This is a genomic window from Rahnella victoriana (genome assembly GCF_021276285.1).
In the GTDB taxonomy this organism is placed as follows: Bacteria; Pseudomonadota; Gammaproteobacteria; order Enterobacterales; family Enterobacteriaceae; genus Rahnella; species Rahnella victoriana.
The window spans coordinates 2,326,233-2,339,656 of sequence record NZ_CP089919.1; the positions used below are offsets into that span (position 1 = coordinate 2,326,233).

Sequence of the window (13,424 nt, forward strand, 5' to 3'; positions counted from 1 at the left end):
AGAGAAAACGGACAGCAGGATGATGCACAATTCTGCCTGAGTCTTGCCTGATTCTGCTTGTCTCTGTAGGAAAGTACGGGGTTATGGCAGAATCAGTGCCAGTTTATTGAATGTGTGGAGCGGAATGATGGAAAACGTGAACAGCCTGTGCGCCCGCATGGCAAACCGGGTCGCGCAACTCAGCGGAGATAAAAACCTCACGCCGTCGGCGGTGCCGCAGGTCACGCTGATGTACACCACGCGCTATCATCCGCGTCAGCCGGTTTTGTACAATCCCGGCGTGGTCATCCTCTTTCAGGGGCGCAAAGTGGGTTATCTGGGCAAGAAAACCTTCTCCTATGATCCGCATAATTATCTGATGCTGACCGTGCCGCTGCCGTTTGAATGTGAGACGTTCAGCAGCCCGGAAGAGCCGCTGGCCGGTATCCAGATCAGCATTGATAACCTGATGTTGCAGGATCTGCTGATGGATATGGGGGATGAAAGTGTGGTGCGTCAGAAAGAGCCGTCAACCGGCATCAACTCCGGCGTGCTGGACGGCGATATTCTCTGTGCCACCGAGCGCCTGCTGGATGTGATGGATAAGCCGCTGCATGCCCGTATTCTGGGGCCGAAAATTATCCGCGAGATCCTGTTCTTTATTCTCACCAGTGAGAACGGCGGGGCGTTGCAGGCGCTGGTAAACCGTCATACCCATTTCAGCCAGATTGCCAAATCCCTGCGCCGCATTGAAGCGCAGTACGCCGACAACCTCAGCGTGGAAGCGCTGGCCAGCGAAGTGAACATGAGCATTTCGGCGTTTCACCATAATTTCAAAGCAGTGACCAGCACCTCGCCGTTGCAGTACCTGAAAACTTACCGTCTGCACCGGGCGCGGACACTGATGATTTTTGACGGCGTGAAAGCCAGCGTGGCGGCATTACAGGTCGGCTACGAAAGCGCGTCACAATTCAGCCGTGAATTTAAACGCTATTTTGGCGTGACGCCGAGTGATGAGATGGCGCGTCTGCGCGAAGGGAGTTCCGGTGTGCTGGCGCTGGCGGATGTGGCGTTTAAAGCCTGAGTCCGCGGCTCAGAAGCGGCATTTGCGTTTCTTCCAGATCACCACCAACCCGCCAGCCAGACCGATGACCAGCAGCAGAACCGGTAAAATCATCAGCCCCGCCATGACCTGATCTTCATGGCGTTTGACCAGCGGAATGTGGCTCAGCGCGAAACCGATGGAGATCACCACGCCAACCCACAGGATGGCGCTCAGCCAGTTAAAGAACTGGAAGCGGGCGTTGTTCAACCCGGAGATGCCTGCCATGGTCGGCAACAGGGTGCGGATAAAGGCCAGAAAACGGCCAACCAGCAGCGCCATCAGTCCGTGTTGGGTAAACATATGATGCGCCCGCTGATGATAATGCGCCGGTAGCTGTAACAGCCAGCCTTTGACCAGACGGGTATGGCCGAGCCATCGCCCCTGAATATAACTCAGCCAGCAGCCGAGGCTGGCGGCGGTAACCAGAATAATCAGGGTCGGGACGAAGCTCATCACGCCTTTGGCGATAAGCGCGCCGGTCAGCAGCAGCAGGCTGTCACCGGGCAGGAAAGAGGCGGGAAGCAACCCGTTTTCGAGAAACAGCGTGGCAAACAGGACGGCGTAAATCACCCAGAGAAGTTTCGGGTCGGCGAGCATACTGAAATCATGCTGCCAGAGCGCATGAAAAATGTCGCAAATAACTGCCATATTCTGTCCTGTTTCTGTTCATGAAAAACTGTCACTGAGCAGTGTACCGCGATTTGCGTCTGAAGACGTTGATCTGAGGCTACTGCGAAAAAGACAGAGTGCCCCGGCAACAATCACCGGAGCTATAGATAGCTTACAGATTATTCTCATTCTGCGGATGAAAATCCGACAGATACCTTACCGATCTGCGCGGCGTGTCGCAATCTCAGCGGTCAGGAGGCGGCGATCCGTTCAAATGCCGTTGAAAGATCGGCAATCAGGTCGTCACAGTTTTCCAGCCCGATGTGTAACCGCACCAGCGTGCCGGTGAAATCGACGGTTTCTGCCGGGCGTATAGCCTGGATCTCTTCCGGCTGATTGGCCAGAACCAGTGATTCAAAGCCGCCCCAGGAATAGGCCATGCTGAAATGTTCAAAATGGTCGAGGTAGTCGGAAAGCTGTTGTTTGTTCAGACGCTGTTTCAGCACGAAAGAGAACAGACCGCAGCTGCCGGTGAAATCGCGTTTCCAGAATTCATGGCCCTTGCTGCCGGGTAATGCCGGATGATTGACCACTGCGACTTCCGGGCGCTCTGCCAGCCACTGTGCGATGCGGATACTGCTTTCTGCATGCTGTTTCAGCCGTACGCCCATGGTGCGTAATCCCCGGCTTGCCACGTAAGCGGTGTCGGCGTCGACCATTTGCCCCATCAGATACGAGTGTTCCCGCAGTTGCGGCCAGCAACGGGCGTTAGAGACGGCGGTGCCAATCATGGCGTCCGAATGGCCGACGATATATTTGGTGCCCGCCTGAATCGAAATATCGATATCGAATTCCAGCGCTTTGAACAAAATGCCCGCCGCCCAGGTGTTGTCGATCATGATAACGACATCAGGATTGACCGCACGCACGGCGCTCACCATCGCCGGAATATCCGGGACTTCCATGGTGATGGAACCCGGCGATTCGAGGAAGACCACTTTGGTATTGGGCTGCATCAGCGCACCCAGTTCCGCGCCGAGGTGGGCCGGGAAATAGGTGGTGGAGACACCGAGTTTTTTCAGCACTTTTTCGCAGAAATCCTGCGTCGGTTCGTAGGCTGAACCGGCCACCAGAATATGATCGCCGCTGCTGACAAACGACAGCACCGCATTACTGACCGCCGCTGCGCCGCAAGGGTACAGCGCGCAACCCGCGCCGCCTTCCAGCTCGACCATCGCTTCCTGCAAAGAGAAGTGCGTCAACGTGCCGCGACGTCCGTAAAATAACTCGCCGTTGGCGCGGTTGGCGGTGGCGTGTTTTTTATCTGCCACGGTTTCAAACACCAGCGATGAGGCGCGCTGGATCACGGCATTCACTGAACCCTGGGTGAATTTCTTATTCCGCCCGGCGCTGACCAGCGCGGTCTCAATTTTCTTCGACGACATAATCCGTATTTCATCCTGTTATGTGGCGCGGCACGCTCTGGCATCCGCTGATATGTCATTAACTTAACATGATGAATTTCAGGGATCAGGCTTTTGGCCGGTGGATGAGAAAATTTCAGCAGCCCGGCCAAAAAAAAGCCCGTCCTGACGACGGGCAAGGGAGAAATGCTTTACCGGTGTCAGCCGGTGTAGACGCCGAACAGTTTGGGCAGGAACAGTGAAATCGTCGGGATATACGTCACCAGCATCAGCACCACGAACAGCACGCAGTAAAACGGCATCATGGCTTTGACGACATTTTCGATGCTCTGTTTACTCACCGCACTGGCGACAAACAGCACCGAGCCGACCGGCGGCGTGATCAGGCCGATCCCCAGATTCACCAGCATGATCATGCCGAAATGCACCGGATCGATGCCCAGCGACAACACCACCGGCAGCAGCACCGGCGTCAGGATCAGAATGATCGGCGCCATGTCCATCAGCGTGCCGATCATCAGCAACATGATGTTGATCCACATGAGGATCACGTACTTGTTGTCCGAGATCGAGGTGAAGAATTCCGTGATGCGCATCGGCAACTGCATGTAGGTCATCACCGCGCCAAAGCTGGCGGCAAAGCCGATCAGAATCATCACGATACTGACGGTTTTCACCGTGCGGTACATCAGTTTCGGCAGCTCGCTCCATTTGTAATCGCGGTAGATAAACATGGTGACGAAGAATGACCACAGACAGGCAATCGCCGCCGATTCCGTGGCGGTAAATATTCCGCTGAGAATACCGCCCATGATGATGACGACGGTCATCAGCCCCCACAGCGTGTCGATGAAAATCTTCAGCGCCTGGCGGAACGGCACGCGTTCACCTTTCGGGTATCCGCGTTTGTGCGCGAACATCACACACATCACCATCAGCGTCAGGCTGAGCAGCAGGCCGGGCAGAATACCGGCGATGAACAGCGCGGCGATCGACACCGTGCCGCCGGTTGCCAGCGAATAAATGACCGAGTTATGGCTGGGCGGTGTGAGGATCGCCTGTACCGAGCCGCTGGCGGTGACTGCCGCAGCAAAGTCACGCGGGTAACCTTTTTTCTCCATTTCCGGGATCATCACCGAACCGATCGACGCCGTGTCGGCCACCGAGGATCCGGAAATCGCGCCAAAAAAGGTGGAGGCCACGATATTCACCAGCGACAGGCCGCCGCGGATAAACCCGACAAAGATGTAGGCAAAACTGACCAGCCGGCGGGCGATCCCTCCTTCGGCCATGATGGCACCCGCCAGAATAAAGAACGGGATCGCCAGCAGTGAAAATTTGTTCACGCCGTTGGTCAGCTGGATCATCAGCGCTTCAAACGGCAAATCAATCCACCAGGCTCCTGCCAGCGCACTCAGCCCGACGGCATAGGCGACCGGCACGCCAATCGCCAGCATCACCGCCAGTGTTAACAACAAGATTAATGCATCCATAACAGGCTCCGGTCAGGCGTCAGAATTGCCCAGTATCACCACAGGCCGCTGATGTTGCGGGCCGGCAATGATCTGCTCGATGATGAATAACAGCGTCAGCGCAGAACCTACAGGCAGCGGCAGATAGGTTTGTCCGGCGGTCAGCAGCGGGAATTCCGCCACCGGCTGTTGCCAGAGCTCGCTGCACAATTGCAGGCTGTACCAGAAAATAAACACGCTGATCGCCAGCATCATCAGGTCAGCCAGCAGGGCGGAGAATTTTTTCAGCGCAGGCGGCAGACGGTCGGTAACCATGGCGACGACAATGTGCGACCCGGCGCGGTAACTGACGGCAGCGCCGATAAAGGTGAACGTCACCATACACATGATCGCGATCGGTTCCGGCCACGACAGGGCGCTGTTCATGACGTAGCGGGCAAAAATGCCGATCGGGATCACCGCCACCATCAGCAGCAGAGCGATCCCGGCCAGCCACATCGCGCAGCGGTAAAGAATGTCCATCAGGGTGTGATAACTCGAAACCATAAATCCCCCGGCGAAAGATCAAAAAGAGGCAGCCCGCAGGCTGCCGGTATCAGGCGTTATTTGACGTCAGCGATTTGCTGCATCAGTTCCTGATGGTCTTTGCCGAATTCATCGCGCACGGATTGCGTGGCTTTGACGTAAGTCGCCGGGTCGATTTCATAGAATTTCACGCCGCCCGCTTTCATGGTGGCGAGGGCTTTCTCGTTATAGGCTTTCCACAGTTCGCGCTGCTCGTCCTGCGCTTCTTTTGCCAGTTTGAGGATCAGTTGCTGGTCTTCCGGTTTCAGCTTGTCCCATTTCACTTTTGAGTACAGGAACAGCTCAGGAATGATGAAGTGACGGCTGTAGGTGTAGTTTTTCACCACCGGCAGATAGTTATGGGCGACGAAGGTTGGCGGATTGTTTTCGGTGCCGTCGATAACCCCGGTCTGCATGCCGCTGAACACTTCACTGACGCCCATCGCCACCGGGTTTGCGCCCATGGCTTTCAGCGTCGCCAGGGCGATCGGGCTGCCCTGCACACGGATTTTCATGCCGTGCAGATCTTCCGGTTTCACCACCGGCTGTTTGGTGATCAGGTTACGCGTGCCGCCATCCATCCAGCCGAGGAACACCAGACGGGAATTCGGGTTGTTAGTAATTTTGTCGCCGATTTCTTTACCGATCTGACCGTCCAACACTTTGTGCATGTGGTCTTCATCGCGGAAAATATAGGGCAGGGTGAAGACGTTAATTTCCGGCAAAATCGACGCCACTGGCGTCATCGAGACACGGATGATGTCCAGCGCACCGAGCTGCGCCTGTTCAATTTCCTGTTTTTCATCACCCAGCACGCCGCCGGGGAAGGTTTTGATTTCCAGTCTTCCGTCAGTTTGTTTTTGCAGTTTTTCGCCCATGTGCTGAACGGCGACCACATTCGGATAACCTTGCGGATGGACATCCGCGGCTTTCAGTGTCTGCGCCGACAGGCCATGGGTGAATAAAAGGGTCGCGGAACTCAGGCAAAGGCTGAGAAGTGCTTTTTGCATTTTCATCAGTTTGTCTCCAGGGTACTCGGTAAGGGAACGGAAAAATGACACCAAAAAATGAACCGTGCTGATGCGCAGGGCATCGGGTGCATGTAGTTATATCGGGCGAATTAACCTTTTAAATGAAATGGATAACAGACATGCCTTTGTAGGGTCTCCGCCTGTGAACTGCACTTTATCCTATTTATATCTGCGCGGTATTTGAGCATTATCACAAACTTATAACAGATGTAAAATGGTGTTACTTTTTATTTAAAATGTTGTTTTAACTTTAGTAATTGGGATTAGCTGATTGATTTACCGCCATATTTTTTAGAAAAGTGTGACGGGGATTAAATTGTTCACGCCGTGTTCAATCAGGAAAAACCTTGTCATCCGTCAACGACACACCGGCCTTCAGGTTGCACAATGTAAATAATAATGAGAACGACTATCAATTAGGGCTTTTTCTTTGATATCATTCGGCGTTATTCATTCCTTCTACACACTGATTCTGGCTGGAGGCGACGCGTGAAAACGGCTCGCAATAAGATGAAAGAGGCGACCTCATTACTGATGTCGTTAATGTTGGTTGCTGGCTTAAGCGGCAACGCGATGGCGGCACCTGCGACGCCGGCAGCACAAGCGGTCACGTCTGCGGCAACGCAACCGGCCCCGGCGGCAGAGACTCCGGCTCCGGCGACAGCCGATGCCACCCCAGCCCCGGTGATGCAACCTGCTCCGACGGAAGCGACCCCAGTGATCCCTACCGATTTGTCTGTGTTGGGCATGTACCATCACGCTGATGTGGTGGTGAAAACGGTGATGATCGGTTTGCTGCTGGCCTCTGTCGTCACCTGGGCATTGTTGTTCAGTAAAGGTGCAGAAGTGTTCACCGGCAAACGCCGCATGCGCCGCGAGTTTGATGCGCTGTCTTCCGTCCGCACGCTGGACGAAGCCGCTGAGCAGGCTGAAAGCTTCGCCGCCAGCAGCATCAGCGCCCAGATGATCCGCGATGCGCAGAACGAACTTGAATTGTCTGCCGGTTCGACCGACAACAACGGCATTAAAGAACGTACCGGTTTCCGCCTTGAGCGTCGCGTCAGCGCCGCAGGCCGTTACATGGGACGTGGCAACGGTATTCTGGCGACCATCGGGGCCATCTCGCCATTCGTCGGTCTGTTCGGTACGGTATGGGGCATCATGAACAGCTTCATCGGTATCGCCCAGACACAAACCACTAACCTGGCGGTTGTGGCACCGGGTATCGCCGAAGCCTTGCTGGCGACGGCAGTAGGTCTGGTGGCAGCCATCCCTGCGGTGGTGATCTACAACATTTTCGCCCGTACCATTACTTCTTACCGTCATCAGGTAGGCGATGTGGCGGCGCAGATTATCCTGTTACAGGGCCGTGATTTGGATCTGGCTGCCAGCGAAGGCGATGCGCCACGCGGTCAGACAGGTCAGTTACGCGTAGGGTAAGAACAGATTATGGCTATTCGGTTAAACGACGATATCGACGAAAGCGGTGAAATGCATGACATCAACGTCACGCCTTTTATCGACGTCATGCTGGTGTTGCTGATCATCTTCATGGTGGCGGCACCGCTGGCTACTGTGGATGTGCGGGTGGATTTACCGGCTTCGACGGCGAAACAGCAGCCGCGTCCGGAGAAACCGATCTTCCTGTCGGTGAAAGCGGACAAGCAACTGTTCCTCGGCGATACGCCGGTCAACAGCAGCAGCCTGACCGCCATGCTGGATCAGCGTACTCAGGGCAATAAACAGAGTACGATTTTCTTCCGCGCGGATAAGAGTGTCGACTACGAAACGCTGATGAGCGTGATGGATAACCTGCGGAAAGCCGGTTACCTGAAAGTTGGGCTGGTTGGTGCAGAACAAACCGGTGCCGCTGCGGCGCAGTAAGTTCTCCCTCAAATCCGAAATACCAAAAAGGCCAGCAATGCTGGCCTTTCGTTTATCGGCAAAACGGTCACTCAGGTCACCGGTGCCGGGTTAAACACCGCCAGCGCATTGTGGATGCCCCATGTGTCTGACCAGGTTTTCTTGCGGCCGCTGGCGATGTCCAGAATGAAGTGGAACAACTCCCAGCCCACATCCTCGATGGTCGCATCCCCGGTTGCAATCGTCCCGGCGTTGATGTCCATCAGATCGTGCCAGCGGTTTGCCAGCGTGGTGCGGGTCGCCATTTTAATCACCGGTACTGCCAGCAGGCCGTACGGCGTGCCGCGACCGGTGGTGAATACCTGTACGGTGATCCCGGAAGCCAGTTGCTGGGTTCCGCAGACAAAATCGCTGGCAGGCGTGGCGGCGTAAATCAGCCCTTTTTTCGTCGGGCGCTGGCCCGGAGACAACACTTCGGAAATCGCGCTGGTGCCGGATTTGGCAATCGAACCCAGTGCCTTTTCAACCACGTTAGCCAGACCGCCTTTTTTGTTGCCCGGCGACGGATTGGCGCTGCGGTCGGTTTGTCCCATCGACAGATAATCATCGTACCAGGCCATTTCTTCCAGCAGACGTTTGCCCACTTCGACATCCGCGGCGCGCGGGGTCAGCAGATGGATGGCATCGCGGACTTCCGTCACTTCAGAGAACATCACGGTGGCACCGCAGCGCACCAGCAAATCAGAGGCGTAACCGACTGCCGGATTGGCCGTGACGCCGGAGAAGGCATCGCTGCCGCCACACTGCGTACCGACCACCAGATCGGAAGCCGGGCAGGTTTCGCGCTGGCGACGGTTCAGGCGCTCAAGATGGAATTGTGCGACGGTCAGGATATCGTCCACCATCGACTGGAAGCCGACATGCTGCTCATCCTGCAAACGCACAATGTGCGTGTCATCGAGCGAAATCGCCTGCACATCCGGCGTGCCTTCCAGCAGGCGCTCCGGTTGTAATTTCTCACAACCCAGGCCGACCACCATCACCTCGCCGCCAAAGTTCGGGTTCAGCGCCAGATTGTGGATGGTGCGGATCGGCACGATCGCCGCCGGGGCGTTAATCGCCACACCGCAGCCGTACAGGTGATTCAGCGCCACGACGCCATCGACATTGGGGAATTTGGGCAGTAAATCACGTTCAATGATTTTCACCACGTAATCCACCACGCCCGCCACACAGTGCACGCTGGTGGTGATCCCCAGCAGATTTTTAGTGCCGACGCTGCCGTCGGCATTGCGGTAACCTTCGAAGGTATAACCTTCCAGCGGGGGTAATTCTGGCGGTACGCGGGTCGCCAGCGGCAGGCTGTTCAGCTCAGGCGCAACCGGTAATTCCACCAGCGATTCGTCAATCCAGCCGCCCTGCGCGATATCCCTTACGGCATAACCAATCACTTCACCATAACGAATAATATCGCCGCCTTTGGCAATTGGATCTAAAGCGACTTTATGGCCTTGCGGAATATGCTCAATTAATTCCAGACCATTGGCAAATCGGGTGCCGGCTTTTAAGCCGTTGTCATTCACAATAATGGCCACGTTATCGCTTTCATGCACTTTAATAAAAAGAGCTTCGGTGGCGTGTTCTTTATCTTTATTACGTGACATAACTGTCTCCGCGTTTATTAAACATCCCGGAAAAAATTCCGGTTAATTCTCTGAAGTTGACGCTCAATAATGCTCTTGTCAAACATGCTCTGGTGATACAGGGTATGGCGTCCATTATAAGGCAGTCTTCCAGGAACCTCATTGTGCAACTGACCAGCTTTTTGCCTGATGAACGTCATTCTGTGTGGCAGGTGACAGAATAAATGTGATGCAAATCACCCTTTGATTTACGCGGTTATCGCCACCGCACAATCTGTGATTCTCCTCCCACAGCGATGTGTGGATGCAAAAGAATAGTCCTCATCCGTGGGACGATTCTTGGGCGAATGCACAGTGTTATTTCGGGACCTCTTTTTTATACTGTATTGGCCCTCTGAAGGTGACGTTAAAAGTAATACAGGTAAATTTCAGGCAATCATAAACAGAGTGTTAATTGCCTGCTTCGTATAAAGGAACTGAACGGTGAATAACCACAGGTGAATAAAACAACGTTATTTCGCCAGCGGTAAGTTCCCTGAAAAAGTTTCGTATTATGACAATGAGGGTCACCATGAACATTCAATCCGAGTCACGGGCAATCGCGCAAAGTAAGGTGCGGACCCATATCCGTTACTATATTTTGCTGATTATCTTTCTCATCACGGCGGTGAATTACGCCGACCGTGCAACGCTTTCTATCGCTGGTACCGAGGTCGCGCGTGAGCTGGGCCTGGATGCTGCCGACATGGGACAAATTTTTGCCGCGTTCGGCTGGGCTTATCTGATTATGCAGCTGCCCGGCGGCTGGTTACTGGACCGGTTTGGTTCCAAAAAAGTGTACACCTACAGTCTGTTCTTCTGGTCGCTGTTCACCCTGTTACAGGGCTTTGTCGGCTGGTTCCCGCTGGCATACGGCGCTTTGACGCTGTTTATGCTGCGCTTTATGCTCGGCTTCTCTGAAGCGCCTTCTTTCCCTGCCAACGCCCGTATCGTGGCGGCCTGGTTTCCGACCACGGAGCGCGGCACGGCTTCGGCAATATTTAACTCCGCGCAGTATTTCTCGCTGGCGCTGTTCTCACCGTTGCTCGGCTGGCTGACCTACGCCTGGGGCTGGGAACATGTCTTTATCGTCATGGGCGTGATTGGCTTTGTGCTGACGCTGGTGTGGATCAAATTCATCCATAACCCGCCGGAGCATCCGAATATCTCCAAAAGCGAACTGGAATTCCTGAAAGACGGCGGCGCGGTGGTTGATATCGACCACAAGAAAACGGACACGGCGAAAAGTGGCCCGAAATGGAGTTACGTTCGCCAGATGTTGAGCAGCCGCATGATGCTGGGGATCTTCTTCGGGCAGTATTTCATCAACAGTATTACGTGGTTCTTCCTGACCTGGTTCCCGATTTATCTGGTTCAGGAAAAGGGCATGTCTATTCTTAAAGTCGGGATGATTGCGGCTATCCCGGCACTGTGTGGTTTTGCCGGTGGCGTACTGGGCGGCGTGTTCTCAGATTACCTGATCCGACGCGGTTACTCGCTGACCGTGGCACGTAAAATTCCTATCGTGCTGGGCATGTTGTTAGCCACCAGCATCATCTTGTGTAACTACACCGACAACAACGCCCTGGTGGTGACCCTGATGGCGCTGGCGTTCTTCGGTAAAGGCTTCGGGGCGCTGGGCTGGCCGGTGATTGCCGATACCGCGCCGAAAGAAGTCATCGGCCTGTGCGGCGGCATTTTCAACGTGTTCGGCAACGTGGCTTCTATCGTCACGCCACTGGTGATCGGCTACATGGTGAAAGGCCTGCATTCATTCAACATGGCATTAATTTTTGTTGGCTGTTCAGCACTGATGGCGATGCTTTGCTATCTGCTGGTGGTCGGCGATATCAAACGTCTGGAACTTAAGAAACAGTAAATTGTGATGCGGGGCATTCCGGGCTTCCGGCTCTGCCCCCTTTGATGAGGTCAGATATCAGATATGAGTAATCAAATGATTCCCAACCGTTTTCGCCAGGATTTGTTGCAAGGGAAAACCCTGATTGGTTGCTGGTCAGCATTGTGCAGCCCGATTACCACTGAAGTGCTGGGCGTGGCGGGTTTTGACTGGCTGCTGCTCGATGGCGAACATGCGCCGAATGATGTCACGACGTTTGTGCCGCAACTGATGGCGCTGAAAGGCAGCCGCAGCGCGCCGGTCGTTCGTCCGCAATTCAATGATCCGGTGGTGATTAAGCGTCTGCTGGATATCGGTTTCTACAACTTCCTGATCCCGTTTGTCGAAACGCAGCAACAGGCTGAACTGGCCGTGGCATCAACGCGCTATCCGCCAGCAGGCATCCGTGGTGTCTCCGTTTCGCATCGCAGCAACATGTTCGGCACCGTGCCGGATTACTTCAACAGCATTAACGACAACATCGCGGTGATGGTGCAAATCGAAAGCCAGCAGGGCGTCGATAATCTGGATGCGATTGCTGCCGTTGACGGCATCGACGGCATTTTTGTTGGCCCGAGCGATCTGGCTGCGGGCATGGGGCATCTCGGCAACGCCGGGCACCCTGACGTGCAGGCCGCCATCCGTCACATCTTCGCGCGTGCAAAAGCACACGGCAAAGCCAGCGGCATTCTGGCACCGGTGGAAGCCGATGCGCGCCGTTATCTGGAATGGGGCGCGACCTTCGTGGCGGTCGGCAGTGATTTAGGCGTTTTCCGCGCCGGGACTCAGGCGCTGTGCGATCGCTTCACCCAGTGATCCGCTCTCAAACATCAATATAAAGAGGATACCCGAATGAAAATTGGCTTTATTGGTTTAGGCATCATGGGCAAGCCTATGAGCAAAAATCTGCTGAAAGCAGGTTACGAGCTGGTGGTGATGGACCGCAATCTGGATACCGTGGGCGAAATTGTAAAACTCGGCGCGACCGCCGCAGACACGCCAAAAGCGGTAGCCGCCGTCTCTGACGTGATCATCACTATGTTGCCGAACTCGCCGCAGGTGAAAGAGGTGGCGCTGGGCGAAAACGGCATGATCGAAGGTGCGCGTCCGGGCACCATTTTCATCGACATGAGTTCCATTGCTCCGCTGGCAAGCCGTGAAATCAGCGAAGCGCTGGCCGCTAAACAAATCGCCATGCTCGATGCGCCGGTTTCCGGCGGCGAACCGAAAGCCATCGACGGCACCATGTCAGTGATGGTCGGCGGCGACAAAGCGGTGTTCGATAAATGCTATGAAATCATGAAATCCATGGCGGGTTCGGTGGTGCATACCGGTGATATCGGCGCAGGCAACGTCACCAAACTGGCGAATCAGGTCATTGTGGCGCTGAACATTGCCGCGATGTCAGAAGCGCTGGTGCTGGCGACCAAAGCAGGCGTCGATCCTGATTTAGTTTTCCAGGCTATTCGCGGCGGTCTGGCGGGCAGCACCGTACTGGAAGCGAAAGCGCCAATGGTGATGGATCGCAATTTCAAACCGGGCTTCCGTATTGATCTGCACATCAAAGACTTAGCGAACGCGCTGGACACCTCACACGGCGTCGGTGCACAACTGCCTCTGACCTCGCTGGTCATGGAAATGATGCAGGCTCTGAAAGCGGATGGTCACGGGCAATCTGACCATAGCGCCATTGCACGCTATTATGAAACCTTAGCGAAGGTTGAAGTTACCCGTTAGTCTGCGGCGGCAACGTGGCCCTGAGTTGAGACTCGTTTCGCGTTGCCCTTCAGGCAGGATG

At 55.0% G+C, this 13,424-nt stretch carries 11 protein-coding genes and 1 pseudogene; 6 read left to right on the top strand and 6 right to left on the bottom strand.

Annotated elements, in window-relative coordinates; all coding sequences use genetic code 11:
• Positions 1–127: 127 nt before the first annotated feature.
• The gene (locus J9880_RS10765; protein ID WP_095923541.1) at positions 128–1,063 is read left to right on the top strand and encodes an AraC family transcriptional regulator; all 936 of its coding nucleotides are present in this window, start codon (positions 128–130) and stop codon (positions 1,061–1,063) included.
• Positions 1,064–1,072: 9 nt separating this feature from the next.
• Here J9880_RS10765 and J9880_RS10770 read toward each other — a convergent pair whose 3' ends face one another.
• From J9880_RS10770 to J9880_RS10790, 5 genes are all read right to left on the bottom strand, one after another.
• Positions 1,073–1,732 carry a DedA family protein gene (locus tag J9880_RS10770; RefSeq protein WP_119823274.1) on the bottom strand — a complete coding sequence of 220 codons (660 nt, stop codon included), beginning with the start codon at positions 1,730–1,732 and terminating at the stop codon, positions 1,073–1,075.
• Between the two features lie 212 nt (positions 1,733–1,944).
• The gene (metC, locus tag J9880_RS10775) at positions 1,945–3,138 is read right to left on the bottom strand and encodes a cystathionine beta-lyase (protein ID WP_119823272.1); all 1,194 of its coding nucleotides are present in this window, start codon (positions 3,136–3,138) and stop codon (positions 1,945–1,947) included.
• A gap of 179 nt (positions 3,139–3,317) precedes the next feature.
• The gene (locus J9880_RS10780) at positions 3,318–4,610 is read right to left on the bottom strand and encodes a TRAP transporter large permease (RefSeq protein WP_232769305.1); all 1,293 of its coding nucleotides are present in this window, start codon (positions 4,608–4,610) and stop codon (positions 3,318–3,320) included.
• A 12-nt stretch (positions 4,611–4,622) separates the two neighbouring features.
• The gene (locus J9880_RS10785; RefSeq protein WP_095923537.1) at positions 4,623–5,135 is read right to left on the bottom strand and encodes a TRAP transporter small permease; all 513 of its coding nucleotides are present in this window, start codon (positions 5,133–5,135) and stop codon (positions 4,623–4,625) included.
• 56 nt (positions 5,136–5,191) lie between these two features.
• Positions 5,192–6,169, bottom strand: a complete 978-nt coding sequence (locus J9880_RS10790; protein WP_095923536.1) for a TRAP transporter substrate-binding protein — start codon at positions 6,167–6,169, stop codon at positions 5,192–5,194.
• Positions 6,170–6,694: 525 nt separating this feature from the next.
• Here J9880_RS10790 and exbB point away from each other — a divergent pair.
• Positions 6,695–7,624, top strand: coding sequence for a tol-pal system-associated acyl-CoA thioesterase (gene exbB / locus J9880_RS10795; RefSeq protein ID WP_229921253.1), 930 nt, complete (start codon positions 6,695–6,697; stop codon positions 7,622–7,624).
• Between the two features lie 9 nt (positions 7,625–7,633).
• Positions 7,634–8,068: a TonB system transport protein ExbD gene (exbD, locus tag J9880_RS10800; protein ID WP_232769306.1), complete on the top strand. Its 435-nt coding sequence runs from the start codon at positions 7,634–7,636 to the stop codon at positions 8,066–8,068.
• A 71-nt stretch (positions 8,069–8,139) separates the two neighbouring features.
• Here exbD and garD read toward each other — a convergent pair whose 3' ends face one another.
• Entirely contained in the window at positions 8,140–9,711 is a 1,572-nt protein-coding gene (gene garD, locus J9880_RS10805) for a galactarate dehydratase (protein ID WP_095923533.1), read from the bottom strand.
• Positions 9,712–10,261: 550 nt separating this feature from the next.
• Here garD and J9880_RS10810 point away from each other — a divergent pair.
• The 3 genes and pseudogenes from J9880_RS10810 to garR all read left to right on the top strand — a co-directional run.
• On the top strand, positions 10,262–11,608 hold the full coding sequence (locus J9880_RS10810; protein ID WP_095923532.1) for an MFS transporter: 1,347 nt from the start codon (positions 10,262–10,264) through the stop codon (positions 11,606–11,608).
• 63 nt (positions 11,609–11,671) lie between these two features.
• Positions 11,672–12,442 carry a 2-dehydro-3-deoxyglucarate aldolase gene (garL, locus tag J9880_RS10815; RefSeq protein WP_095923531.1) on the top strand — a complete coding sequence of 257 codons (771 nt, stop codon included), beginning with the start codon at positions 11,672–11,674 and terminating at the stop codon, positions 12,440–12,442.
• A gap of 24 nt (positions 12,443–12,466) precedes the next feature.
• A pseudogene (gene garR, locus J9880_RS10820) lies at positions 12,467–13,363 on the top strand (2-hydroxy-3-oxopropionate reductase); the annotation flags it as partial.
• Between the last annotated feature and the right edge of the window lie 61 nt (positions 13,364–13,424).

Bases quoted from the DNA above. Each gene is read 5' to 3' on its own strand.
- garD (WP_095923533.1), bottom strand. From the start codon at position 9,711: ATGTCACGTAATAAAGATAAAGAACACGCCACCGAAGCTCTTTTTATT.
- exbD (WP_232769306.1), top strand. From the start codon at position 7,634: ATGGCTATTCGGTTAAACGACGATATCGACGAAAGCGGTGAAATGCAT.
- J9880_RS10790 (WP_095923536.1), bottom strand. From the start codon at position 6,169: ATGAAAATGCAAAAAGCACTTCTCAGCCTTTGCCTGAGTTCCGCGACC.
- J9880_RS10780 (WP_232769305.1), bottom strand. From the start codon at position 4,610: ATGGATGCATTAATCTTGTTGTTAACACTGGCGGTGATGCTGGCGATT.
- exbB (WP_229921253.1), top strand. From the start codon at position 6,695: ATGAAAGAGGCGACCTCATTACTGATGTCGTTAATGTTGGTTGCTGGC.
- J9880_RS10810 (WP_095923532.1), top strand. From the start codon at position 10,262: ATGAACATTCAATCCGAGTCACGGGCAATCGCGCAAAGTAAGGTGCGG.
- metC (WP_119823272.1), bottom strand. From the start codon at position 3,138: ATGTCGTCGAAGAAAATTGAGACCGCGCTGGTCAGCGCCGGGCGGAAT.
- J9880_RS10770 (WP_119823274.1), bottom strand. From the start codon at position 1,732: ATGGCAGTTATTTGCGACATTTTTCATGCGCTCTGGCAGCATGATTTC.
- garL (WP_095923531.1), top strand. From the start codon at position 11,672: ATGAGTAATCAAATGATTCCCAACCGTTTTCGCCAGGATTTGTTGCAA.
- J9880_RS10785 (WP_095923537.1), bottom strand. From the start codon at position 5,135: ATGGTTTCGAGTTATCACACCCTGATGGACATTCTTTACCGCTGCGCG.
- J9880_RS10765 (WP_095923541.1), top strand. From the start codon at position 128: ATGGAAAACGTGAACAGCCTGTGCGCCCGCATGGCAAACCGGGTCGCG.